Raw genomic sequence first — 24,642 nt, forward strand, 5'->3', positions numbered from 1 at the left:
CCCGGCTCAGGGGGTCAGGCGCTCTGCCGCGAGGATCGCCCCCGGCAGCGGCACCTTCTTGCCCGGATAGGCCGCCTGCACGATCACCACGGCGGGTTCGTTGCCTTCGATGGTGGCGGTAATGCGCTGCGGCGTGCGCCCGTCCCATTCCGCCACCGCATGCCACGCGGTCACGACATTGGCGTAGTCGAGCTCCAGCCCGGCATTCTCGCCGCGCAGGATTTTGACCCGTGCCTCGGGCGCATAGCGCACGATCTGAACCACCGCCGGATGATCGAGCGGCGGATTCGCCCAAAGCTCGATCTCGTATTTGCCCTTCATGCCCGACACCGCGATGCCCACATGATCGGGCGCGGCCTTGCTGCGGGTCACCAGCGCCTCGAGCGTCTCCGCCTCGGGGCCGACCAGCGCCTCTGCGCCGTTCACGATCATCTGCGGCGTGTAGATCGTGCGCTCACCCTTCGCGCGGGCATAGGCTTTCTGGCGCGCGGTAAAGGCCGGCTGGGCGAAGGGATCCTCCCAGCCGAGGTAATCCCAATAGTCGACATGCAACGCCAGCGCGATCAGATCGTCACGGGGCGCGATCTCTGCCAGAAGTTCATCGGCGGGCGGGCAAGAGGAGCACCCCTGCGACGTGAACAGTTCGACCACGATCGGACTTTGCTCGACTGCCCGGACGCGGCGGGCCTGCGCGGCGGCCAGCGCCTCGGCAATCTCGGGAAGCGCGGGGGCGGCTGTGGCCGCCGAGCCGTCAGCACTGCGCTCGGCCACCGGCGGCTGGGCCAGCACGCCCGGCGCGGCGTCTCCAGTCGGGGCCTCTTGCGCATTGGCCATCGGCACATGCCAGTCGAGAGACTCCGAGAGGGAGATCGGGGCCAGAACCACCCAGGCACCCAATGCGGCCTTCAGGATCGCGCGTGTCATGCTGCCTCTTTCGCTCGTTCTCTCTCTTCCTATGCCGCGGGGGGGGCGTTTGCCAATCAAGGTTTTGCGATTTTCGTTTCCGCCCTATCGCGGGTGCGGCCACGACAGCGTTCCGCCTCTCGAAGCCTTGGCTCTGGAGGCGACTGCTTCTGGGGATATGGGTTTCGCGGAAAATCTGTGTGCAATGGTATACAAAATGCACCTCCCCCCCTTGATCGACTCTGCGGAAACGGGCAAAAGCCCTTCAGCGATACCCATCATCTCAACGGGAGGCCACCCTATGACCGTCGTGACCGGCAAGGACACTGCCAAGACCCGTCGCCAGCTCAAAGTCGGCGACAAAAGCTACGCCTACTACTCGATCCCGGCCGCGCAAGACGCGGGCCTGGGCGATTTCTCGAAGCTGCCCGCTTCGCTGAAAGTCGTGCTTGAGAACCTGCTGCGTTTCGAAGACGGCGGCTTCTCGGTTTCGGTCGACGACATCAAGGCCTTCGGTGAATGGGCCGAAAAAGGCGGCAAGAACCCGCGCGAGATCGCCTATCGTCCGGCCCGCGTGCTGATGCAGGACTTCACCGGCGTTCCGGCGGTGGTTGACCTTGCCGCCATGCGTGACGGCATCAAGGCGCTTGGCGGCGACGCCAAGAAGATCAACCCGCTGGTGCCCGTCGACCTCGTGATCGACCACTCGGTGATGATCGACGAATTCGGCAACCCGCGCGCCTTCCAGAAGAACGTTGACCTCGAATACGAGCGCAACATGGAGCGCTACCAGTTCCTGAAATGGGGTCAGGGCGCATTCGAGAACTTCCGCGTGGTGCCGCCCGGCACCGGCATCTGCCACCAGGTGAACGTGGAATACCTCGCCCAGACCGTCTGGACCGATAGCGACCAGAACGGCGAAACCGTGGCCTACCCGGACACGCTGGTCGGCACCGACAGCCACACCACCATGGTCAACGGCATGGCCGTTCTCGGCTGGGGCGTTGGCGGGATCGAGGCTGAAGCCGCGATGCTCGGCCAGCCGGTCTCGATGCTGATCCCGGAAGTCGTGGGCTTCAAGCTCACCGGCAAGATGGTCGAAGGCACCACCGCGACCGACCTCGTGCTGAAAGTCGTGGAAATGCTGCGCAAACACGGCGTGGTCGGCAAATTCGTCGAATTCTACGGTGAAGGCCTCGACAACCTGCCGCTGGCAAACCGCGCGACCATCGCCAACATGGCGCCCGAATACGGCGCAACCTGCGGCTTCTTCCCGATCGACGGCGAGACCCTGCGCTACCTGCGTCAGACCGGCCGCGACGAGGACCGTATCGCCCTCGTCGAAGCCTATGCGAAGGAAAACGGCTTCTGGCGCGGCGCGGACTATGCACCGGTCTACTCCTCGACCCTCGAGCTCGACATGTCGACCATCGTTCCGGCGATCTCGGGCCCGAAACGTCCGCAGGACTACCTGCCGCTCACCAACGCGAAAGCCGCTTTCGCCAAGGAAATGAAAGAGACCTTCAAGCGCGAGATGGGCAAGGAAGTCCCGGTCAAGGGCGAGACCTACACCATGTCCTCGGGCAAGGTGGTGATCGCCTCGATCACGTCGTGCACCAACACCTCGAACCCCTATGTGCTCATCGGCGCGGGCCTCGTGGCGCGAAAGGCGCGCGAACTGGGTCTGGATCGCAAGCCGTGGGTGAAAACCTCGCTCGCGCCCGGGTCGCAGGTCGTGTCCGAATATCTCGACGCCTCGGGCCTGCAAGAAGACCTCGACGCGATCGGCTTCAACCTCGTGGGCTATGGCTGCACCACCTGTATCGGTAACTCGGGTCCGCTCCAGCCGGAAATCAGCCAGGCGATCAACGAGGGCGACCTCGTGGCGACCGCCGTGCTCTCGGGCAACCGCAACTTCGAAGGCCGGATCAGCCCCGACGTGCGCGCGAACTACCTCGCCTCGCCGCCGCTGGTCGTCGCCTATGCGCTCGCCGGTGACATGAACATCGACATCACCTCCGAGCCGCTCGGCAAGGGCAAGGACGGTCAGGACGTCTACCTGAAGGACATCTGGCCGACCGACGAGGAAATCGCGGAGCTGGTCGACAAGACCGTCACCCGCGAGGCGTTCCTGTCGAAATATGCCGACGTGTTCAAAGGCGACGCGAAATGGCAGGCGGTCGAGACCTCGGAAGGCGAGACCTACGACTGGCCGGCAAGCTCGACCTACATCCAGAATCCGCCCTACTTCAAAGGCATGGGCCCGGATGCCGGTGAGATCTCGAACATCAACGGCGCACGCGTCCTCGCGCTGCTCGGCGACATGATCACCACCGACCACATCTCGCCCGCAGGCTCGTTCAAGCCGGAAACCCCGGCCGGCAAGTACCTGACCGAGCGTCAGGTCCTGCCGAAAGACTTCAACTCCTATGGCTCGCGCCGCGGGAACCACGAAGTCATGATGCGCGGCACCTTCGCCAATATCCGCATCAAGAACGAGATGCTGGACGGCGTCGAAGGCGGCTTCACCAAAGGCCCGAACGGCGAGCAGACCTCGATCTACGACGCCTCGATGGAATACCAAGAGGCAGGCACGCCCCTCGTCATCTTCGGTGGCATCGAATACGGCGCGGGCTCGTCGCGTGACTGGGCAGCCAAGGGCACCAACCTCTTGGGTGTCAAGGGCGTGATCGCCGAGAGCTTCGAGCGTATCCACCGCTCGAACCTGATCGGCATGGGCGTCATCCCGTTCGAGTTCACCGGCGGCGACACCCGCAAGACGCTGAACCTGACCGGCGACGAAGTGGTCACGATCGAAGGGCTTGAGGGCGACATCAAGCCGCTCAGCCTCGTGCCCTGCACCATCACCTACAAGGATGGCTCGACCAAGCAGATCATGCTCAAGTCGCGCATCGATACCGAGGTGGAAATCGTCTACCTACGCAATGGCGGCGTGCTGCACTACGTGCTGCGCAACCTCGCCAAGTCGTAAGCGACCGACATCACAGGAAAAGGCCCCGCGTTTGCGGGGCCTTTTTCGTTTGTGCTTTCGCCCCACCCCTTGAACCGCGGGCCCGCCTCCCCATATCACCCCCATGATGTTACGGAGGTTAACATGACCGACACTCGCGCCCTTTACATCGAGCAACGCATCTCGAACGAGGCGCCCTCGCCTTTCGTCGCTTACCTGCTGTGGTTCTTCCTCGGCATGTTCGGCGCGCATCGGTTCTATCTGGGTCGCTGGGGCTCTGCGCTTACAATGCTGGTGCTCTTCGGTATCGGCTCGGCATTGAGCGTGATCCTGATCGGCTATCTGCCGCTGGCCTTCGTGGGTCTGTGGTGGCTGATCGACGCGCTGCTGATCCCGGGCATGATCGCACAGGACCGCGAAGTGCTGCGTTGGCAGATCGCGCAGGGCCACCGCTGAAAGCGCCGCCCGGCTGCGGCACTATCCCACCTGTGCAGTCCCCGGCAGAAGCGCTAAACTTTCCGCGATTTCCAAAGGGTTGAGGTGCGAACCTCACCCAAACCTCTGGAGAGTGTCATGCGCAACACCGTAATTGCGGGGTTTGCCGCCCCGCTATTGGCCGCCAGCCTTGCCGCCCCCGTCTTTGCACAGGAGTGCCTGCCCTATAGCGCCGAGCCCGCCTTTCCCGGCCCGGTTCGAGCGCGCTATGTCGCGGCGCTTGACCAGTTCGACAAGGTCAATTCCAAAGGCGCGCCGCTCGGCTCGGTGCTGGCCATGGTTCAGCAGGACCGCGCCAATGTGCACAAGTTTCACAAATGGGGTCCCGAGGACGGCGAGGACGGCTATTTCACCACCACCGACCGCCGCGCCCGGATCAGCGCCGGGCACTGGATCACATGGTGCTACGAAAACCGTGCCGATTTCGAGCGCCGGCTTCTGAACGCCTGGGGGTTCTACCAGTTCACGATGTTCGAAGGCGCGGACGGGCGGCTGGTCACCCATATCAGCGCGCTGGATTAAAGCGTCACCGGGATCATCGTGCCTTGCAGCGCGGCAACATGCTTGCGCACACCGGTCGCGTCCTCGGACCAGACATCCGCCGCCACGATCACCAAACGCCGCCCGGGCTTGAGGACCCGCCCTTCGGCGATCAGCCGCCCCTGCCCCGGCGCAAGCATGTTGATCTTCATTTCGACCGTCATCACCTCGACGCCGGGTGGCATCACGCTCAGCGCGGCATAGCCTGCTGCGTTGTCACCCAAAGTAAAGACCAGACCGGCATGGGCGACGCCCTGTTGCTGGCGGAACTGGTCCTGCACCGGGACCGAAATCACCACCTGCCCCTGCGTCACGTCTTCGAGTGTCGCGCCGATGGTTTCCATCATCGCCTGTTGGGCAAAACTCGCACGGATACGGGCGTCGGTTTCCGGCGTGGCCGGAGCGGTTACGGTGGTGTCTGGCATGATGTTCTCCCTCTGCGCCCATGTTTCGGCCCAGCCCCGGTCGGGTCAATGGCGTCCGCCCCCGAACCGGTCCGGCGGGAGCAATCTGACGCCACGTCAGAGGCTTCGCGCCCCGTCAGGCGCGGCGGTAGTCCGTCACCATGACGTAATCCTTGCGCGGGCCCTTGACCCGCCATTCAGCGCGCCACTCGGGCCAGCGATCGAATTCGTAACGCACGGCATAGTCGTCCGGGTCGCACCAATGGGTCGCCTCGGGAACGGCGGGATCGAAGCTATGAAAGGCACGGCCATCGGCGAAATCGACAATGATCCCCTTGCCGCCCCGGCGCCAGAGATAGGCGCGCTCGGCATGCATCGGCCCGGAGCCCGGCAGGGTCAGTTCACCCTCCTCGAAATAGCGCAAGCAGGCCCCATCGCGGGTGAAGCGCGCCTGCCCCTCGAACCGCCCTTCAGGGGCGTCTTTGGGGCGGATCACGCGGGATACAAGCCAGAGACCTTCAAAATCAGACAGACGCAGAACCATTCAAACCAGCCTTTACCTTGCCCCTAGGGCGCGCGCAGTCTAGAAGCCCGGCAATGCCTCCACAACCGAAAGGCCGCTGCCAATGATCCCGCGTTATGCCCGCCAAGAGATGGTCGATATCTGGGAACCCGCGACGAAATTCAAGATCTGGTATGAGATCGAGGCCCATGCCTGCGATGCGCAAGCCGATCTGGGCGTGATCCCGCGCGAAAATGCCGAGGCTGTGTGGAAGGCCAAGGATGTGGAATTCGACGTGGCGCGCATCGACGAGATCGAGGCCGTGACCAAGCATGACGTGATCGCCTTCCTGACGCATCTGGCCGAGCATGTCGGTTCGGAAGAGGCCCGCTTCGTCCATCAGGGCATGACCTCGTCGGACGTGCTCGACACCTGCCTGAACGTGCAGCTCGTGCGCGCGGCAGACATCCTGCTGGCCAATCTCGACAAGGTTCTGGCGGCGCTGAAAACCCGCGCCTATGAGCACAAAAACACCGTCCGCGTGGGCCGCTCGCACGGCATCCATGCCGAGCCAACGACGATGGGCCTCACCTTCGCGCGCTTCTATGCCGAAATGGACCGCAACAAGGCCCGCCTGCAAGCGGCGCGCGAAGAGGTTGCGACCGGCGCAATCTCGGGCGCGGTCGGCACCTTCGCCAATATCGACCCGCGCGTCGAAGAGCATGTCTGCGAAAAACTGGGCCTGCGCCCCGAGCCGATCTCGACCCAGGTGATCCCGCGTGACCGCCATGCGATGTTCTTTGCAACGCTGGGCGTCATCGCCTCGTCGATCGAGAATATCGCGATCGAAATCCGCCACATGCAGCGCACCGAGGTGCTGGAAGGCGCCGAATTCTTCTCGATGGGCCAAAAGGGCTCGTCGGCGATGCCGCACAAGAAGAACCCGGTGCTGACCGAAAACCTCACCGGCCTTGCACGACTGGTGCGCATGACGGTGGTCCCGGCGATGGAGAACGTGGCTCTCTGGCACGAGCGCGACATCTCGCACAGCTCGGTCGAGCGCGGCATCGGGCCGGACGCGACGATCACCCTCGATTTCGCGCTCAACCGCCTCGCCGGCGTCGTCGAAAAGATGCTGATCTTCCCGCAGAACATGCTCGACAACATGAACAAGTTCCCCGGCCTCGTGATGAGCCAGCGCGTGCTGCTGGCGCTGACGCAGGCGGGCGTGTCGCGTGAAGACGCTTATGCGATGGTGCAGCGCAATGCGCTCAAGGTCTGGGAAGACCGCGTCGATTTCCGCGAGCAGTTGCTGGCGGACAAGGACGTGGTCGCAGCCCTTGGCGTCGATGCGATCAACGCCAAGTTCGATATGGACTACCACACCAAGCATGTGGACACGATTTTCGCCCGCGTTTTCGGCGAATAATCGCGATCTCACGCATCGGTGATGGCGCGGATCGGGTGATTCGTGGTCTCCTGTTCCGACAACAACAGGAGAGCGACCATGAAGAGAACGATCCTCGCCGCCTTCGTCCTCGCCCTGACGCCGATGGCGGCTGCCGCATTCGGATGCAGCGAGCGCACTGCGATGAGCTGCCCCGAAGGGCAAAGCTGGGACGCGGAAACCAAGTCCTGCGTGATCCACAGCAGCTAAGATGATGGCCCTTGCCGCAGTGACGGTAAGGGCCTTTTAACTGGCGTCTGCGACCCTGTCCGAAGCAACACCGGATTCGGAGGGATACTCGTGAATGCCATCGCCCCGATGACCCCTATCGGCCAGCTCGCCGCACCGGGCGGTTCAAGCGCGCCCAAGGGGCTGACGCGTCGGCAAAAGGCGGCCATCGTCGTACGCCTTCTCTCAGCCGAGGGGGTGAAGGTGCCGCTCACCGATCTCAGCGACGATCAGCAAACCAGCCTGACACAGGAAATCGCGCAGCTTCGGCTCGTGGATCGTGACACGCTGCATCAGGTGGTTGAGGAATTCTGCGCAGAGCTGGAGGCGGTCGGTCTCGCCTTTCCGGGGGGCATTGATGGGGCTTTGTCGCTGCTCGACGGGCAGTTATCGGCCTCGGCGGCGACGCGGCTGCGGCGGCTGGCCAGCGGCACGTCGCGGGCCGATCCATGGGAGCGGCTGGCCGGGCTTTCGGTGGACATGCTGGCTCCGGTGCTTGAGGAGGAAAGCACCGAGGTCGGGGCCGTCGTGCTGTCGAAACTCTCGGTCGGCAAGGCGGCGGAACTGCTCAGCAAGCTGCCCGGCGACAAGGCGCGGCGGATCGCTTATGCGGTGTCGCTCACCGGGAATGTCTCGCCCGAGACCGTGCACCGGATCGGTCAGGCGCTTGCCGCGCAGCTCGACGCGCAGCCTGCCCGAGCGTTCGATACCGGGCCGGTGGAACGGGTGGGGGCCATCCTCAATTATTCGGCGGCGGCCACGCGCGATGCGGTGCTCAAGGGTCTGGAAGAGGACGATCAGGTTTTTGCCGATCAGGTCAAGAAGGCAATCTTTACCTTCGCCAATATCCCCGCCCGGCTCGACCCGCGCGATATCCCCAAGATTTTGCGCAGTGTCGATCAGGCCAAACTCGTGGTCGCGCTGGCGGGCGCCACCGGGGCGCTGGAGAAATCGGCGGAATTCATTCTCTCCAACATCTCGCAACGCATGGCCCAATCGCTGCGCGAAGAGATGGAAAATCTCGGCAAGGTGAAAGAGAAAGACGCCGAAGAAGCGATGGGGCTCGTCGTCACGGCGATCCGGGAAATGGAAGCTGCGGGCGAGATTTTCCTTGTCGCGGAAGAGGAAGAATGACGCCTTCCCCCTGCCCCGACTCGCCTTGCGGCGGCCTGTCGTCGCCTTAGCGCCGCGCGTTTTCCCGGTGCTCCGCGTGGCGGCAACCGGCCCATTGCGCGGGCCGGTCGTCGCTAACGTTATCGCAATCACCCCATGTTTGCGCCAACAGCCGGACAGTGTGGCTTCCCAAGGGGCGGCGGGGCATGGTATCGCCTGCGGCGTATCAGGGAAGTCTGCCCCAATTCAGGAGAGCGCACATGACCGTCACCATCGGGATCAACGGCTTCGGCCGCATCGGCCGCTGCACCTTGGCGCATATCGCGGAAGCTGCGCGCAATGACGTTCAGGTCGTCAAGATCAACGCCACCGGCCCGATCGAGACCAACGCACACCTGCTGAAATATGACTCCGTCCACGGCCGGTTCGCCGGGCCCGTCAAGATCGAAGGCAAGACCCTCGATCTCGGCCAGGGCCCGATTGAAGTCATGTCGACCTACAACCCCGATGAGCTGGACTGGGACGGCGTCGATGTGGTGATGGAATGCACCGGCAAGTTCAATGCGCGCGACAAGGCCGCCGTTCACCTTGGTCGCGGCGCCAAGCGCGTGCTGGTTTCGGCCCCCGCCAAGAATGCCGACAAGACGGTCGTTTATGGCGTGAACCACCGCGATCTGCGCGCCGAGCATGAGGTTGTCTCGAACGGCTCGTGCACCACGAACTGCCTTGCACCGCTCGCCAAGGTCCTGAACGAGGCCATCGGTATCGAATCGGGCATCATGACCACGATCCACTCCTATACCGGGGACCAGCCGACGCTGGATCGCCGCCACAAGGATCTCTATCGCGCCCGCGCCGCGGCCATGGCGATGATCCCGACTTCGACCGGCGCCGCAAAAGCCATCGGCGAAGTGCTGCCTGAACTGGCGGGCAAGCTCGACGGGACCGCGATGCGCGTGCCGACCCCGAACGTTTCGGCGGTCGACCTGACGTTCGTGGCCTCGAAATCGGTCACTGTTCAGGACGTGAACGAGATCGTTCGTGAGGCCGCCCAAGGCTATATGGGCATGGTTCTGGCTTATGACCCCGAACCCAAGGTCTCTATCGACTTCAACCACACGCCCTACTCGTCTATCTTCGCCCCCGACCAAACCAAGGTCACCGGCGGCAAGCTGGTGCGCGTTCTGGCTTGGTATGACAACGAATGGGGCTTCTCCTGCCGCATGGCCGACGTGGCCGGCGCGATGGGCCGCCTGCTCTGATCTGCCCGCGCCAACAGCCCGGGCTCTAAGGACCGACCATGTCGAACCCTGTCGCGCTCGGGCTTGGTGCCCTGATCCTGATCTGCCTCCTGCTCGATGGCTTTGCCAACGATTGGGGGGCGGTTCTGTTTATGGGCGCCAAAATCGTCGATCTCATCCATTTCGTCGCCTTCTGGCGCTAAGCCTTTCGCGCGAAGGTTGACCTTTTGTGCAAAATCGCCATGTTAGCGCAAACATGCGCAACGGGCCGAGTCGTCGCTTTGCGCAGCCGCAGCCAGAGGAGGCACGCATGGCAGTCAAAGTCGCAATCAACGGGTTCGGACGGATCGGGCGCAATGTCCTGCGCGGCATCATCGAGTCGGGCCGCACCGATATCGAGGTCGTCGCCATCAACGATCTGGGCCCCGTCGAGACCAACGCCCACCTGCTGCAATTCGACTCCGTGCACGGGCGCTTCCCGATCGAGGTCAAGCACAGCGCCGACAGCATCGACGTGGGCCGCGGCCCGATCGCGGTCACCGCGATCCGCAACCCGGCCGAACTGCCCTGGGCGGATGTGGATATTGTTCTGGAATGCACCGGCGTGTTCCGCGACCGCGAAAAGGCCGCCGTCTATCTGGAAAACGGTGCGAGCCGGGTCCTCGTCTCTGCGCCTTCGAAGGGCGCGGACAACACCATCGTTTATGGCGTCAACCATGACACGCTCCGCGCCGATCAGCTGATCGTATCCAACGCGTCGTGCACCACGAACTGCCTTGCCCCGGTGGCGAAGGTGCTGAACGACAGCATCGGCATCGTAAAAGGCTTCATGACCACCGTGCACAGCTACACCGGCGATCAGCCGACGCTGGACACGATGCACAGCGATCTTTACCGCGCCCGCGCCGCCGCGATGAGCATGATCCCGACCTCGACTGGCGCAGCCAAGGCCGTAGGTCTGGTGCTCCCGGAACTGGCGGGCAAGCTCGACGGCGTCGCAATCCGCGTGCCGACCCCGAATGTCTCGGTGGTGGACCTCACCTTCGAGGCCGCCCGCGCCACCTCCGTCGAAGAGATCAACGAAGCGATCATCGCGGCCGCGCAAGGTCCGCTCAAAGGCGTTCTGAACTTCACCGCGCGCCCGAACGTCTCGATTGACTTCAACCACGACCCGCATAGTTCGACCTTTGCGCTCGATCAGACCAAGGTCATGGACGGCACGATGGTGCGCGTGCTGAGCTGGTACGACAACGAGTGGGGCTTCTCGAACCGGATGGCGGATACCGCCGTGGCGATGGGTAAGCTGCTCTGATCTTGAGATAAAATGACAAAGGGCGCCAAGCGGCGCCCTTTGTCAACTCAGCCTTCGGGGGATCACGCCCCGTATTTGGCGACCAGCGCGTCGCGCACCGCGGGCGTCACGAATTTCGAGACATCGCCGTCAAGACGCGCGATTTCCTTCACCAGCTTCGAGGCAATCGCCTGACGGCGTGCGTCGGCCATCAGGAACACGGTCTCGACGCTGGAATCGAGGGCCCGGTTCATGCCAACCATCTGGAATTCATATTCAAAATCGGCCACTGCTCGCAGCCCGCGCACGATCACACTCGCGCCGACATCATGGGCGCAATTGATCAGCAGGTTCTCGAACGGATGCACGACGATCTCGCCGCCGCAGCGCTCGGTGATCTTGGCGCATTCGGCCTGAAGCATGGCGACGCGCTCATCGAGCGAGAACAACGGCCCCTTGTCGCGGTTGATCGCCACCCCGATCACCAGCCGGTCCACCAGCGCCAGGGCCCGCTCGATAATGTCGATATGGCCAAGCGTGACCGGATCGAAAGTGCCGGGATAGAGACCGATGCGCATGGGGTCCTCCTTTTCGGATCGCGGGGCGCGGACACATTAAGGGCACGCAACAATATTGCGTGCCCGATTGCAAGCGCTCAGATGCCGCAATGCGGCATCAATTGCCCATGATCATGCCGGTCAGGGCCTCTTTTTCCATGTGCAGTTCGGCCAGCCGCGCCTTGACCACATCCCCGATCGAGATCAACCCGACCATTTCGCTGCCCTCCATCACCGGCATATGGCGGAAGCGTCCCTCGGTCATGCGGCGCATCACCTCGTCGGTGTTTTCGGTACGAATGCAGGATTCCAGCTTTTCGGTCATGATGTCATCGACCTTGTCGGTCAGACAGGTGCCGCCCTTGCGGCCCAACTCGCGCACGATGTCGCGTTCGGAGACGATACCGAGCGGGTGCTTGCCATCGCGCGAGACGATCACCGCGCCAATCCGACGGGTGGACAGGATCTCGGCCGCCGCGCCGACAGAGGTTCCCGGCGCGACCGTGACCACACCGTCATCACCCTTGTCTTTCAGAATTTGAAGCACCTGCATCGCAACCTCCCCTTATGCCGAACAGAGTCTCAGGGTTGCGCGCCTGCGACATTCTGTCAAGTCGCGCCGAGCGCAAGGCTTTCGAGCCGGGCCACTTCGGCGCGCAACCCCTGCCCCAAAGCCTCGGCAAACCGTGTCAGCCGCTCGGAGCGCCGGTCATCGGCATGGCGGATCAGCCAGAACGCCCGCGTGAGCGAGATGGTGTCTGGCAGAACCCGCACAACGCCCGGCGTGAAGGGGATCGCGAAATCATGCACGATGCCCAGCCCGGCCCCCGCGCGCACCATCTGCATCTGCACCGAGACGGAATTCGAGGCCAACGCGACGGTCTCGCAGCCGGTCTCGGAGAAATAGTCGAGTTCCTTGTCGAAGATCATATCGGGGATGTAACCGATCATCCGATGCGCGCGCAGATCCGCCCGCGACCGGATCGGCATCGCAGAGTCGAGATAGTCCTGATGCGCCGCCAGATGCAGCTTGTAATCGGTGAGCTTCTGAACGGTGAGCCGTCCGGCAGTGGGCGGGGAGACCGCGATCGCCATATCGGCCTCGCGCTTGGAAAGGTTGAACACGCGCGGCAAGGCGACGATCTGTATCTCAAGCCCCGGATTGGCATCGGAAATCGCCGCGCAGACCTGCGGCAGCAGATAATTCGCGCAGCCATCGGGCGCACCGATGCGCAACTGCCCCGACAGGTGGCCCGCCGTGCCGCTCAGTTCCTCGCTCGCACCGGCCATCGCCTGCTCGACCCGTTCGGCATGGGGCAAGAGTCGCGCGCCCGCCTCGGTCAAGGCGTAACCCTTTGGAGATTTGACGAAAAGCGGCGCATCCACCGCTTCCTCAAGGCGCTGCACGCGCCGCCCGACGGTCGCAGCATCGCATTTGAGCACCCGCCCCGCCCCCGACAGGCTCTCGGCGCGGGCCACGGCGAGAAACACCCGCAGATCATCCCAATCCATCAGCCACCTTTGCATTTTCGCAAAATACCTTTGCCACACTTCCTCTTTTGTCGGCATTTTCGCAAGGGTAATCTGCGCGTAGTCAATCCGAGGGAGGATGCCATGAAAGAGATCGGTCACTGGATCAACGGCAAGATGGTTGCGGGCAAATCCGGCCGCTTCGCCGAAGTCTACAACCCCGCTACGGGCGAGCTTCAGGCCAAGGTTGCACTGGCAACGCCGGAAGAGCTGAACGAAGCCATCGACTCCGCCGCAAAGGCGCAGGTCGCATGGGCCGCCACCAACCCGCAGCGCCGCGCGCGGGTGATGATGAAATTCGGCGACCTGATCAATCAATACATGGACGAGCTGGCCGAGCTGGTCGCAGTCGAGCACGGCAAGACCCTCCCCGATGCGCGCGGCGATGTGCAGCGCGGCCTTGAGGTGATCGAGGTCTGCATGGGCGCACCGGCGATGCTCAAGGGCGAATATACCGGCGAGGCGGGCCCCGGCATCGACCTCTACTCGATGCGCCAGCCGCTCGGCGTCGTCGCTGGCATCACCCCGTTCAACTTCCCCGCCATGATCCCGCTGTGGAAAATGGGTCCGGCGCTCTCGGCCGGCAACGCGATGATCCTCAAACCGTCGGAACGGGTGCCCTCGACCTCGCTGCGTCTGGCAGAAATCGCGCAGGAAGCGGGTCTGCCCGATGGCGTTCTTCAGGTCGTGAACGGCGACAAGGAGACCGTGGACGGCATTCTCGACCATGAGGTCGTGCAGGCCGTCGGCTTCGTCGGCTCGACCCCGATCGCACAGTATATCTATGCGCGCGCTGCCGCGAACGGCAAACGCGCACAATGCTTCGGCGGCGCCAAGAACCACATGCTGATCATGCCCGATGCCGATCTCGACAAGGCGGCGGATGCGCTGGTCGGCGCAGGCTTCGGCGCGGCGGGCGAACGCTGCATGGCGATCTCGGTCGCGGTGCCAGTGGGCGATGAAACCGCAGATGCGCTGATCGAAAAGCTGATCCCGCGGATCGAGAAGCTCAAGGTCGGCCCCTACACGGGCGGCGACGATGTCGATTTCGGGCCGGTTATCACCAAGCAGGCGCAAGAGCGCATCAACGGGCTGGTCGAGTCCGGCGTGGAGCAAGGCGCAAAGCTCGTCGTCGATGGCCGCAATCTCAAGATCCAAGGCTACGAGAACGGCTTCTTCGTCGGCCCGTCGCTGTTCGACAACGTCACCCGCGACATGGATATCTACAAGCAAGAGATCTTTGGCCCGGTGCTCTCGACGGTGCGCGCGAAGACCTATGAGGACGCGCTCAACCTCGTGATCGACAACGAGTATGGCAACGGCACTGCGATCTTCACCGCCGATGGCGACACCGCGCGCGATTTCGCAAGCCGCGTCAATGTCGGCATGGTCGGGATCAACTTCCCGATCCCGGTGCCGCTGAGCTACTACACCTTCGGCGGCTGGAAGAAGTCGGCCTTTGGCGACCTGAACCAATACGGGCCGGACGCGTTCCGCTTCTACACCAAGACCAAGACCGTGACCGCGCGCTGGTTCTCGGGCATCAAGGAAGGTGCCGCGCTGAACTTCAAGGCGCTGGACTGATCGGAGCGGGCGGGGGCAACCCCGCCGCCCCCCGTTACCGGGCGATGGCACGGGCGCAAGGCGCCCCTGTTCTAGCCTTCGAGCGGTTTGCGCGCGAAGATGCCGCGATAGCACAGCGCGCGCCGGCCATCCTCACGACCGGGCACCGGAGCATGGGCATGCACACCAAGCAGACCCGTCAGCAGATTGCGCGCCAGAAGCGGCGGCATCGCCTTGACCGCAACCTTGCGCACGCCGCCGGCAAAGGGCGCCGCGAGGTGGTAGAGCCGGCGCAGGCTCGGCATGATCTGGTCGGTGTAATCGCCATTCGCTTCCAGCCGCAGCCCCGCCGCATCCAGCGCCTTGCGCCAGGCGGGCACGGTGTGAAAGCCGTTATTCACCGCCATACCGACCTCGCTGAGCAGCAAGACCTTGCGCATCGTGTCATCCAGTTGCGCGGGCGGAACGCCCCGGAAACTGTCGAATACGATAAACTGACCGCCCGGGCGCAGACGCGCGGCAACCTTTCTGAAAAGATCCGGCAAATCAGTGGCATAGCACAGCGCCTCGACCGAGTAGATCAGGTCGAATTCGCCCAGATCCTCATCCAGTTCCGCAAAACTGCGCGCAATCACGGTGACATTGCTCAGCCCGCGTTCTTCGGCGCGGCGCCGGGCACGCTCGACATGGCCGGGCATCAGGTCGAGTCCGACGATTTCGGCCTCGGGGAAGCGCGCGGCCATACCGATCAGGTTGAACCCGCCGCCCGATCCCAGTTCAAGAATGCGCGTGACCTTCTCGCCCTCAAGCGCCCGCGCGCAGCGGCGCACCTGCCCCAAAAGGCCCGCGGCGTTGAACTCGTCGCCGCTGTTGAGCGCCATGTGCATCGCCCCCGAGCGGTGATAAACGTTCTCATAGCCGCCGATCGACTGGTCGTAATATTCCGCGACCCGATCGCTGCCGATATCGGCCATGACGTCATCGACGCGGAACATCCGTTCGGCCATCTTCAGCGCCTCTTCGACGGGGCGGATGGTGTCTGCACTCATGGCTGTCCTCACGCTCTGGGTCGCGCAGAGATAGCAACAGGGAGCGCGAGCGGCAAGCACGCAGCGGCGCCCCCTGCCCCCCTTGCAAAACTCCTGCAAGGTTTCACAACTAAACAAATGTTCAATTCATCCGTTCCGGGGAGGAGGAGCTTATGGATTTCGCACTGAGCGAGGAGCAGCAGGCCATTTTCGATATGGCCTATGGGTTTGGTCAGGAAGAGATCGCGCCCCATGCCACCGCCTGGGAAGAGCAGGGCACGATCCCGCGCGCACTTTGGGCGAAGGTCGCAGAACTCGGACTGGGCGGCGTCTATGTGTCTGAAGAATATGGCGGCTCGGGGCTGACGCGGCTTGACGCGACGCTGGTCTTCGAAGCGCTGGCCATGGCCTGCCCCTCCGTTGGGTCCTTCCTCTCGATCCACAACATGTGCGGCGGGATGATCGACAAGTTCGGCTCGGATGAGACCCGCGCGCGCTGGCTTCCGCAGCTTTGCACGATGGAAAAGGTGTTCTCCTACTGCCTGACGGAACCGGGCTCCGGCTCGGACGCGGCGGCGCTGCGCACGCGGGCCGAAAAGACCGGCGCGGGCTACAAGCTGAACGGGACCAAGGCCTTCATCTCGGGCGGCAGCTATTCGGATTGCTACCTGACCATGGTCCGCACCGGCGAGGATGGCCCCAAGGGCATCTCGACCATGGTGATCGAGGCGGGCACGCCGGGGTTGTCCTTCGGGGCGCTCGAAAAGAAGATGGGCTGGCGCGCACAACCCACCGCGCAGGTCCAGTTCGACGATTGCGAAATCCCGGCAGAGAACCGTGTCGGCGAGGAAGGCAAAGGGTTTTCCTATGCAATGGCCGGGCTTGATGGCGGGCGTCTGAACATCGCCGCTTCCGCCCTTGGTGGCGCGCAGCAGGCGCTCAATCAGACCCTGCAATATATGGGCGAACGCAAGGCTTTCGGGCGCACGCTCGACCAGTTTCAGGCCCTGCAATTCCGCCTCGCAGAGCAAGAGGTCAAGCTGCAATCGGCGCGCACCTTCCTGCGGCAGGCCGCGTGGAAACTCGACAACAAGGCGCCCGACGCGACCAAGTTCTGCGCCATGGCCAAGCTCTATGTGACCGATGCGGCCTTTGAGGTGGCGAATGAATGCCTGCAATTGCATGGCGGATACGGCTATCTTGCCGATTACGGGATCGAAAAGATCGTGCGCGATCTGCGTGTGCACCAGATTCTCGAAGGCACCAATGAAATCATGCGGCTGATCGTGGGTCGGTCCCTGCTGACGGAGCGGAACGGATGAGCGAACGTCCTACCATGATCGCGCGCAAAGAAGGGCGCGCGGGTCGTCTGACCTTCAACCGGCCGCAGGCGCTCAATGCGCTCGACCACGATATGGCGATGGCGATCGAGGCCGCGCTCGACCGTTGGCGCGACGATCCAGAGGTCGATCTGGTGCTGATCGACGCCGAGGGCGAGCGCGCCTTTTGCGCGGGCGGCGATATCGCCGCCGTCTATCGCGCCGGGATAGCGGGCGATTATCGTCCGGGCCGCGAATTCTGGGCCGACGAATACCGGATGAACGCGAAGATCGCGGAATATGCCAAGCCGATTGTCGCCTTCATGCAAGGCTTCGTGATGGGCGGTGGCGTCGGCGTCGGCGGCCATGCGAGCCATCGGATTGTCGGTGACAGCACGCAGGTTTCGATGCCCGAAAGCGGGATCGGCCTGATCCCCGATGTGGGCGGGACGCTGCTGCTGGCACGCGCACCGGGCCGGATCGGCGAGTATCTGGGCGTGACCGGCGCGCGGATGAATGCGGCCGATGCGATCCATGCGGGCTTTGCCGATCTCTACCTGCCCGAGGCGGAGTGGGATGCGATGAAAGCGCAACTGATCGCCACCGGCACGCCGGGCATCCTGCCCCGCGACCGCACGCCAGAAGCGCCCGGCACGCTTGCGCCGCTGGCCGCCGATATCGAGCGCGCATTCTTGGGCGAGGACATCCACGCCGTCGTCGCCAAGCTGGAAACCTCGGGCAGCGACTTTGCCGCGCGGACGCTCAAGACGATTTACCGCAACTCTCCACTCTCGATGGAGGCCACGCTGCGTCTTGTTCGGATGACGCGCCAGGACGACTCGATCCGCAAGGCGCTGGAGAACGAGTTCCGCTTCACCTGGCGGGCGGCCGAATTCGGCGACTTTCTTGAGGGCGTGCGCGCCCAGATCATCGACAAAGACCGCAATCCGAAGTGGAAACACGATCTTGCATCGCTGCCGGACACCGAGGTCGCCTTGATGCTGGAACCGCTTGGCCCGGAGGGGCGTATCGACTTCGCGTGATGCTTTAAAAGCATGACGCAAACCATTGGGAGGAAATAATGAAAGTAGGTTTTATCGGTCTTGGCAATATGGGCGGCCCGATGGCGGCAAACCTTGTCGCAGCGGGCCATGAGGTCACGGGCTTCGACCTTGTCGCGGCCTGCCCGGACGGGGTGAGCAAAGCGGAGACCGCTGCCGCCGCCGCTGACGGCGCGGATGTGGTCATCACCATGCTGCCCAATGGCGCGATCCTGCGCAGCGTCGCCGCCGAGGTGATCCCGGCGATGCGCAAGGGCGCGGTGCTCTGCGACTGCTCGACCGTCGATGTCGAGAGCGCGCGCGCCGTCGCCGAAGACGCAAAGACCGCAGGCGTCGGTGCGCTCGACGCGCCCGTCTCGGGCGGCGTGGGCGGGGCCACGAACGGCACGCTCACCTTCATGGTCGGCGGTGAGGCGGGCGATTTCGCAACCGTCGAACCGCTCTTCGCAATCATGGGCCAGAAGGCCGTGCATTGCGGCGCGGCGGGCGCCGGTCAGGCCGCCAAGATCTGCAACAACATGATCCTCGGCGTGACGATGATTGCCACCTGCGAAGCCTTCGCGCTGGCCGACAAGCTCGGCCTCGACCGGCAGAAGATGTTCGACGTGGTCTCGACCAGTTCGGGCTATAGTTGGACGATGAATGCCTATTGCCCGGCGCCGGGTGTCGGCCCGCAATCGCCGGCCGACAATGATTACAAACCGGGCTTCGCCGCCGAGCTGATGCTCAAGGACCTGCGTCTGTCACAGCAAGCCGCCGAGGCCGCCGATGCCGATACACCGATGGGGCAACTCGCGGCGGCGCTTTATACCCAGTTTGTCGAGACCGAAGACGGCAAAGGCATGGATTTCTCCGCCATGCTGCCGCGCTTCGAAAAGCGTGGGCGGGGCTAAGGCTCCACTCTCCTCCAGCGTCGGGGCTTCGGCCCCGGCGCCCCCCCCCTGCAACGGCTGCGACGACCGCGCACGCTTGCCAAGCACGCCTGAGCCGCTACAACCCCTTGCATGAGTGACTGGATCGATACCGCTGCCGGATTGAGCACGTTGCGCGCGAGCACGCGCGACGAACTCGCCCCCCTGCCCGTCCATGACCTGCCGCGTGGTGCGGTGGTCTTTCGTCCGGGCGATCCGGTCGAGGGGTTTGCCATTGTGCTCGACGGGCGGATCGAGGTCTTTCTGACCGGGCAGAACGGGCGCGAAATCCTGCTTTACGCGGTCGAACCCGGGCAAAGCTGCGTGCAGACGACGCTTGGCCTTCTGGGCGAGGCGATCTATTCGACCGAGGCGATCACCGCGACGCCCACGCGCGTCGTGATCATCCCCCGGCCGCTCTTCCTGCGCCTGATCAACGAGGCCCCAGACTTCCGTCAGATGGTCTTCGCCGCCTTCGCCACGCGCATGGGGGGCATGATCGAACTGATGGAGCGGGTCTCGTTCCAGAGCGTCGAATGCCGACTGGCGGGCTGGCTCTGCGCGCGCGCCGAGAACGGGCGCGTCAACGCGACCCATCAGGAAATCGCCACGCATATCGGCTCTGCCCGCGAGGTGGTCTCGCGCCGGCTGGATGCGTTTGCGCGACGCGGCTGGGTGCGGACCGAGCGAGGCGCGGTCATCGTGACCGACCGCGTGGCGCTTGAGCGGCTGGCCGCCACACAGGCCGCCTGACGGATTTTTCCAGCGCGCCGAACGGCTTGGTGACGTTGTCACAGACAGGCGGCGCGAGTCGGGGTAATCTGAAAAAGTCGGGGCAACCCCCGGTCCTGTTTCAACGCGCAACCCAAAGGAACGCACTCATGTTCAAATCCAATGTTGGCGGCATCGACCGCGTGCTGCGCATCGTCGTCGGCCTCGCCCTGCTGGCAGGCTTTTTCCTCAATGCCGATGCGACTTATCGCTGGGCCTATCTGATCGGCGTGGTGCCGCTTCTGACCGGGCTCATGGGCAGCTGCCCGCTCTACAGCATCATCGGCCTCAATACCTGCCCGATGAAAAAGTAAACCCGGCTCCGGCCCGGATAGTTGCCGCCTCGCGCCATCCGCGCGGGGCGGTTTTTCATGCCCACCGGCGAAGCTCCGCCCAACACGGAGCCGTGAGTGGAACCGGACGGTATTCTGCGGGATTGATCCTCGAACACAGGAGGAGAGCACCATGCGCCTGCATCAAATGATGATCGCCACCGCCCTCGGTCTGGCCCTCATGCCCGGATTGGCCGCCGCAGATGACAACCGCGGGGTCAAATTCAGGACGATGGAGCGGATCGACGGCTGCCCGCCCGGTCTTGCCAAAAAGAACAATGGCTGCCGCACGCCGGGGCTGGCGAAGAAAGAGCACACGCATCGCTATCGCGTTGGCGACCATATCCGCGGCGACTATGTCATCATCGAATACCCTCGCCGGTACGGTCTCGATCCGCGCTATACTTATTGGCGCACGGATGGTTATGTGTTCCGTGTGAACCGCGAAACCGGCGAGATTCTCGACCTGATTGGCGCCGTGGCCGCGATACTGGACTGACACGGACCCGCCGGAGCGCCGATGACCTGCCTGACTGCCCCCCTGCCCATGCTTGCCCTGACGTTGATCGTCGTGGCAGCCGGGCCGGGTCCGGCGCAGGCGGACGAAGACGCCGCCCCGCTCGAATGCAAAACGCTCACCACTGGCGACACGTTCTGCAAGGTGCCCCGCGAGGGTGGGAAGGGCTTTCGCTGGGTACTGCAAGGCAAACTGCGCGCCCAATATGAGCCGGGTGACGACTTCCCCGTCTACGAGCACTCGATGCTGATGGACCTGCGCCGCTACGACCTGCCCCCGGTGGACGGACCGTGGCGCTACTACAAGATCGCGGGCGTGATCTACAAGGTCTCAAGCCAGACCCATCAGGTCATCGAGGTGGTGGGCCGGGCCTACGGGCCCTGAGACCCCTACTCGGCGGCCTGCCGGATGCCGAGCATCGGCGCGAGGTATCGCCCTGTATGGCTGCGGCCCTCGCGGGCGACCTCTTCAGGCGTGCCGGTCGCCACGATCTCACCGCCGCCATCCCCGCCTTCGGGACCAATGTCGATGATCCAGTCTGCGGTCTTGATGACATCGAGATTGTGCTCGATCACCACGACCGTATTCCCCTGATCGACAAGGCTGTGGAGCACCTGCAAGAGCTTGCGCACATCCTCGAAATGGAGACCGGTCGTCGGCTCGTCCAGAATATAGAGCGTCCGCCCCGTCGCCCGCCGCGCCAGCTCTTTGGAGAGCTTGACGCGCTGCGCCTCCCCCCCTGACAGCGTCGTCGCCTGCTGACCGACCTTGATATAACCAAGGCCCACCTCCATCAGCGCGTCCATCTTCTCGCGGATCGCGGGCACCGCCTTGAAGAACTCCTGCGCATCCTCGACGGTCATGTCGAGCACGTCTGCGATACTCTTGCCTTTGTAAAGGATTTCAAGCGTTTCGCGGTTGTAGCGCTTGCCCTTGCAGGTCTCGCATTCGACATAGACATCGGGCAGGAAGTGCATCTCGATCTTGATGACACCATCGCCCTGACAGGCCTCGCAGCGCCCGCCCTTGACGTTAAAGCTGAACCGGCCCGGCTTGTAGCCGCGCGCCTTGGCCTCGGGGAGACCGGCGAACCAATCGCGGATCGGGGTGAAGGCGCCGGTATAAGTGGCCGGGTTCGAGCGCGGCGTGCGCCCGATCGGGCGCTGGTCGATGTCGATCACCTTGTCGAGATGTTCAAGCCCCTTGACCGTGTCACAGGGGGCAGGCGTCTGGCGCGCGCCGTTCAGGCGCATCGAGGCGGTCTTGAACAGGGTCTCGATGGTCAGCGTGGATTTACCGCCACCCGACACGCCCGTCACACAGATGAACTGGCCCAGCGGAAAATCGACCGTCACGTCCTTGAGGTTGTTGCCGCAGGCCTTGACCACGGTGACCTTCTTCTTGCCGCCCTTGCGGCGCTCCAGCGGCACCTCAATCTGGCGGGTGCCCGAGAGATACTGCCCGGTAAGGCTCGCCGGATCGGCAGCGATCTCTTCGGGGGTGCCGCGCGCCACGACCTGACCGCCATGCACACCCGCGCCGGGACCGATATCGAAGACATAATCCGCGTGGCGGATCGCGTCCTCGTCATGTTCGACCACCAGCACCGAGTTGCCCTGATCCCGCAGGTTCTTGAGCGTGCCGAGCAGCCGGTCATTGTCGCGCTGATGGAGCCCGATCGACGGCTCGTCGAGCACATACAGCACGCCCGTCAGCCCGGAGCCGATCTGGCTGGCCAAACGGATGCGCTGGCTCTCACCGCCCGAAAGCGTGCCGGCGGCGCGGCTGAGCGTCAGGTAATCGAGACCAACATTCACAAGGAAGCCAAGACGTTCGCGGATTTCCTTGAGGATGGCGCGGGCGATTTCGTTCTTCTGTTGGCTGAGCGCGGCAGGCACGCTGTCGACCCAGGCATAGGCTTCCTTGATCGACATCTCGACCACCTGCCCCACATGCAGCCCGCCGATCTTGACCGCGAGCGCCTCGGGTTTGAGGCGGTAGCCGCTACAGGTGCCGCAGGGGCGGTTGTTCTGGAAGCGCTCCATATCCTCGCGCGACCACGCGCTGTCGGTCTCGCGGTAGCGGCGCTCCATATTGGGGATCACGCCCTCGAAGGTGCGGCTGACCTCATAGACGCGGCCGCCCTCGTCGAAGCGAAATTTGATCTCGTCCTCTCCCGAGCCATAGAGGAACAGGTTTTGCACAGCCTCGGGCAGATCCTTCCACGGCGTCTTGGGATCAAATCCGTAATGGCGGGCAAGCGCCTGAATGGTCTGGGTGATATACGGGCTCTTGGAGCGCGCCCAAGGCGCAAGCGCGCCCGCGTTGAGGGAGAGCGTCACGTCCGGGACCACAAGGCGTTCGTCGAAGAACAGTTCCGCCCCCAACCCGTCGCAAACCGGGCAGGCCCCGAAGGGCGCGTTGAACGAGAACAGCCGCGGCTCGATCTCGGGGATGGTGAAGCCCGAGACGGGACAGGCGAAATTCTCGGAGAAGGTGATGCGCTCCGCCTCACCCTCGCCTTCGCGCGGCACCGTCTCGATGATCGCAATCCCGTCGGCAAGGTCCAGTGCGGTGCGGAAACTGTCGGCGAGCCGCGTCTCCATCCCCTCGCGCACAACGACGCGGTCCACCACCACGTCTATATTGTGGCGGAACTTCTTGTCGAGCGTTGGCGGCTCTTCGAGGTCGTAGAATTCGCCGTTGACCTTGACCCGCTGGAAGCCCTGCTTGCGCAGTTCCAGCATCTCCTTTTTGTATTCGCCCTTGCGGTCGCGCACGATGGGCGCGAGCAGATGCGCGCGGCTGCCTTCGGGCATGGCCATGACGCGGTCGACCATGTCCTGCACCTGCTGCGCCTCGATCGGCTGGCCGGTTGCCGGGCTGTAGGGCGTGCCCGCGCGGGCAAAAAGAAGCCGCATGTAGTCATAGATCTCGGTCACCGTGCCGACGGTCGAGCGCGGGTTCTTGGAGGTCGTCTTCTGCTCGATGGAAATCGCGGGCGAGAGGCCCGAGATATGGTCCACATCGGGCTTGCCCATCATGTCGAGGAACTGGCGCGCATAGGCAGACAGACTCTCGACATAGCGGCGTTGCCCCTCGGCGTAGATCGTGTCGAAGGCGAGCGAGGACTTGCCCGAGCCGGACAGCCCGGTAATGACCACGAACTGATCGCGCGGGATATCCATATCCACGCCCTTGAGATTGTGCTCGCGCGCGCCGCGCACTTCGATGAACTTCTGTTCCGCCATCCCGGCCCCCTGTTCGACCCGCTCTAGATAGGCGATAGCGCGCGAGTCTCCAATGAAAATATGCGAACGAAGTGTGAACTTTTGCGATTTGCGCGGCTTTCCCCCTGCGCCGCACCCATTCGCCGGGCGCTTGTTTTACGGGCCTGCTGTCGCGCCAGCGCCATTCTATTCACTTTTTTGAATATATTTTGCGGCGCACGCCCGGTTCCCCCTTGAAACCAAGGGGCGATTTGCCACATGAAACGGCAACGGGCCCGGACAGGGCCGCTCTGATTTCGGAGATGCGATATGCTGAATTTCCTTCGACCTTCGGCGCCCACCGGGGCTTCGGTCCGGCGCATTCACGCCAAGGATGCGGTGGCGCGTGCCGCCAAGGGAGAACTGGTGGTGATCGACGTGCGCGACGGGATGGAGCTGCGTCAGGGCAAGGCGGCGGGCGCGCTGCATGTGCCGCTGATGGCGCTGAAGATGAAATGCGACCCCTCGAGCCCGGAATGCCTGCCGCAACTGGCACTCGACACTCCGGTCGCGCTGTATTGCGCGTCGGGCGCGCGCAGTCAGGGCGCGGGCCAGATGCTCGTGCAGATGGGCTATAAAGAGGTTTATAACCTCGGGGGCCTGTACGACTGGCACGCGGCGGGCGGCGCGGTCGAGCGCTAAGCCAACA

At 63.8% G+C, this 24,642-nt stretch carries 26 protein-coding genes; 18 read left to right on the forward strand and 8 right to left on the reverse strand.

What is annotated here, in order from left to right; translation table 11 throughout:
- Positions 1-6 precede the first annotated feature (6 nt).
- Entirely contained in the window at positions 7-924 is a 918-nt protein-coding gene (locus P0X85_RS05760) for a DUF1223 domain-containing protein (protein WP_275809900.1), read from the reverse strand.
- A 280-nt stretch (positions 925-1,204) separates the two neighbouring features.
- Here P0X85_RS05760 and acnA point away from each other — a divergent pair, with 280 nt between their 5' ends.
- From acnA to P0X85_RS05775, 3 genes are all read left to right on the forward strand, one after another.
- Positions 1,205-3,895 carry an aconitate hydratase AcnA gene (gene acnA, locus P0X85_RS05765; protein ID WP_275809903.1) on the forward strand — a complete coding sequence of 897 codons (2,691 nt, stop codon included), beginning with the start codon at positions 1,205-1,207 and terminating at the stop codon, positions 3,893-3,895.
- A gap of 123 nt (positions 3,896-4,018) precedes the next feature.
- Positions 4,019-4,330 (forward strand): TM2 domain-containing protein, encoded by a 312-nt coding sequence (locus P0X85_RS05770; protein WP_275809907.1) that lies wholly within the window; start codon positions 4,019-4,021, stop codon positions 4,328-4,330.
- Between the two features lie 117 nt (positions 4,331-4,447).
- A complete protein-coding gene (locus P0X85_RS05775) occupies positions 4,448-4,891 on the forward strand; it encodes a hypothetical protein (RefSeq protein WP_275809910.1) in 444 nt (147 codons plus the stop codon).
- Here P0X85_RS05775 and P0X85_RS05780 read toward each other — a convergent pair.
- Together P0X85_RS05780 and P0X85_RS05785 are read right to left on the reverse strand one after the other, a co-directional pair.
- The gene (locus P0X85_RS05780; protein ID WP_275809913.1) at positions 4,888-5,334 is read right to left on the reverse strand and encodes a PaaI family thioesterase; all 447 of its coding nucleotides are present in this window, start codon (positions 5,332-5,334) and stop codon (positions 4,888-4,890) included. The genes P0X85_RS05775 and P0X85_RS05780 overlap by 4 nt on opposite strands.
- Positions 5,335-5,449: 115 nt before the next feature.
- Positions 5,450-5,857, reverse strand: a complete 408-nt coding sequence (locus P0X85_RS05785; protein WP_275809916.1) for a DUF6314 family protein — start codon at positions 5,855-5,857, stop codon at positions 5,450-5,452.
- Positions 5,858-5,939: 82 nt separating this feature from the next.
- On the opposite strand from P0X85_RS05785, the gene purB reads away from it, so the two are divergent.
- The 6 genes from purB to gap (P0X85_RS05815) all read left to right on the forward strand — a co-directional run bounded on the left by purB (position 5,940) and on the right by gap (P0X85_RS05815) (position 11,156).
- The gene (purB, locus tag P0X85_RS05790; protein WP_275809919.1) at positions 5,940-7,244 is read left to right on the forward strand and encodes an adenylosuccinate lyase; all 1,305 of its coding nucleotides are present in this window, start codon (positions 5,940-5,942) and stop codon (positions 7,242-7,244) included.
- 78 nt (positions 7,245-7,322) lie between these two features.
- The gene (locus P0X85_RS05795) at positions 7,323-7,472 is read left to right on the forward strand and encodes a hypothetical protein (RefSeq protein ID WP_275809922.1); all 150 of its coding nucleotides are present in this window, start codon (positions 7,323-7,325) and stop codon (positions 7,470-7,472) included.
- A gap of 108 nt (positions 7,473-7,580) precedes the next feature.
- On the forward strand, positions 7,581-8,624 hold the full coding sequence (locus P0X85_RS05800; protein ID WP_275810646.1) for a flagellar motor switch protein FliG: 1,044 nt from the start codon (positions 7,581-7,583) through the stop codon (positions 8,622-8,624).
- Between the two features lie 239 nt (positions 8,625-8,863).
- Positions 8,864-9,865, forward strand: a complete 1,002-nt coding sequence (gap, locus tag P0X85_RS05805; RefSeq protein WP_275809924.1) for a type I glyceraldehyde-3-phosphate dehydrogenase — start codon at positions 8,864-8,866, stop codon at positions 9,863-9,865.
- 38 nt (positions 9,866-9,903) lie between these two features.
- On the forward strand, positions 9,904-10,047 hold the full coding sequence (locus P0X85_RS05810) for a hypothetical protein (protein WP_275809927.1): 144 nt from the start codon (positions 9,904-9,906) through the stop codon (positions 10,045-10,047).
- A 107-nt stretch (positions 10,048-10,154) separates the two neighbouring features.
- A complete protein-coding gene (gene gap / locus P0X85_RS05815) occupies positions 10,155-11,156 on the forward strand; it encodes a type I glyceraldehyde-3-phosphate dehydrogenase (RefSeq protein WP_275809930.1) in 1,002 nt (333 codons plus the stop codon).
- A gap of 62 nt (positions 11,157-11,218) precedes the next feature.
- Here the strand turns inward: gap (P0X85_RS05815) and coaD are convergent, their stop codons facing one another.
- The 3 genes from coaD to P0X85_RS05830 form a co-directional block, all read right to left on the reverse strand.
- Complete coding sequence (gene coaD / locus P0X85_RS05820) at positions 11,219-11,713, reverse strand: pantetheine-phosphate adenylyltransferase (protein WP_275809934.1); 495 nt, start codon at positions 11,711-11,713, stop codon at positions 11,219-11,221.
- Between the two features lie 97 nt (positions 11,714-11,810).
- Positions 11,811-12,245 (reverse strand): CBS domain-containing protein, encoded by a 435-nt coding sequence (locus P0X85_RS05825; RefSeq protein ID WP_275809937.1) that lies wholly within the window; start codon positions 12,243-12,245, stop codon positions 11,811-11,813.
- A 56-nt stretch (positions 12,246-12,301) separates the two neighbouring features.
- The gene (locus P0X85_RS05830; RefSeq protein ID WP_275809940.1) at positions 12,302-13,204 is read right to left on the reverse strand and encodes a LysR family transcriptional regulator; all 903 of its coding nucleotides are present in this window, start codon (positions 13,202-13,204) and stop codon (positions 12,302-12,304) included.
- Positions 13,205-13,306: 102 nt separating this feature from the next.
- Here P0X85_RS05830 and P0X85_RS05835 point away from each other — a divergent pair, with 102 nt between their 5' ends.
- On the forward strand, positions 13,307-14,806 hold the full coding sequence (locus tag P0X85_RS05835; RefSeq protein ID WP_275809943.1) for a CoA-acylating methylmalonate-semialdehyde dehydrogenase: 1,500 nt from the start codon (positions 13,307-13,309) through the stop codon (positions 14,804-14,806).
- Positions 14,807-14,877: 71 nt separating this feature from the next.
- On the opposite strand, the gene P0X85_RS05840 is transcribed toward P0X85_RS05835, so the two are convergent.
- The gene (locus tag P0X85_RS05840) at positions 14,878-15,834 is read right to left on the reverse strand and encodes an SAM-dependent methyltransferase (RefSeq protein WP_275809946.1); all 957 of its coding nucleotides are present in this window, start codon (positions 15,832-15,834) and stop codon (positions 14,878-14,880) included.
- 152 nt (positions 15,835-15,986) lie between these two features.
- Here P0X85_RS05840 and P0X85_RS05845 point away from each other — a divergent pair, with 152 nt between their 5' ends.
- The 7 genes from P0X85_RS05845 to P0X85_RS05875 all read left to right on the forward strand — a co-directional run bounded on the left by P0X85_RS05845 (position 15,987) and on the right by P0X85_RS05875 (position 21,108).
- Positions 15,987-17,135, forward strand: a complete 1,149-nt coding sequence (locus P0X85_RS05845; protein WP_275809949.1) for an acyl-CoA dehydrogenase family protein — start codon at positions 15,987-15,989, stop codon at positions 17,133-17,135.
- Entirely contained in the window at positions 17,132-18,175 is a 1,044-nt protein-coding gene (locus tag P0X85_RS05850; protein WP_275809952.1) for an enoyl-CoA hydratase/isomerase family protein, read from the forward strand. The genes P0X85_RS05845 and P0X85_RS05850 overlap by 4 nt, the downstream gene beginning before the upstream one ends.
- Before the next feature lie 38 nt (positions 18,176-18,213).
- The gene (gene mmsB / locus P0X85_RS05855; protein WP_275809955.1) at positions 18,214-19,086 is read left to right on the forward strand and encodes a 3-hydroxyisobutyrate dehydrogenase; all 873 of its coding nucleotides are present in this window, start codon (positions 18,214-18,216) and stop codon (positions 19,084-19,086) included.
- A 111-nt stretch (positions 19,087-19,197) separates the two neighbouring features.
- Positions 19,198-19,857 (forward strand): Crp/Fnr family transcriptional regulator, encoded by a 660-nt coding sequence (locus P0X85_RS05860; protein ID WP_275809958.1) that lies wholly within the window; start codon positions 19,198-19,200, stop codon positions 19,855-19,857.
- A gap of 128 nt (positions 19,858-19,985) precedes the next feature.
- A complete protein-coding gene (locus P0X85_RS05865; RefSeq protein WP_275809961.1) occupies positions 19,986-20,189 on the forward strand; it encodes a YgaP family membrane protein in 204 nt (67 codons plus the stop codon).
- 151 nt (positions 20,190-20,340) lie between these two features.
- Complete coding sequence (locus P0X85_RS05870; protein WP_275809964.1) at positions 20,341-20,706, forward strand: hypothetical protein; 366 nt, start codon at positions 20,341-20,343, stop codon at positions 20,704-20,706.
- 21 nt (positions 20,707-20,727) lie between these two features.
- Positions 20,728-21,108, forward strand: a complete 381-nt coding sequence (locus P0X85_RS05875; protein WP_275809967.1) for a hypothetical protein — start codon at positions 20,728-20,730, stop codon at positions 21,106-21,108.
- Between the two features lie 5 nt (positions 21,109-21,113).
- Here P0X85_RS05875 and uvrA read toward each other — a convergent pair whose 3' ends face one another.
- Entirely contained in the window at positions 21,114-23,975 is a 2,862-nt protein-coding gene (uvrA, locus tag P0X85_RS05880; protein WP_275809970.1) for an excinuclease ABC subunit UvrA, read from the reverse strand.
- Positions 23,976-24,263: 288 nt separating this feature from the next.
- Between uvrA and P0X85_RS05885 the strand changes: the two genes are divergently transcribed.
- On the forward strand, positions 24,264-24,635 hold the full coding sequence (locus tag P0X85_RS05885; protein WP_275809973.1) for a rhodanese-like domain-containing protein: 372 nt from the start codon (positions 24,264-24,266) through the stop codon (positions 24,633-24,635).
- Positions 24,636-24,642: the final 7 nt, after the last annotated feature.

It is taken from the genome of Pseudothioclava nitratireducens, assembly GCF_029210495.1.
Classification (GTDB): Bacteria; Pseudomonadota; Alphaproteobacteria; order Rhodobacterales; family Rhodobacteraceae; genus Pseudothioclava; species Pseudothioclava nitratireducens.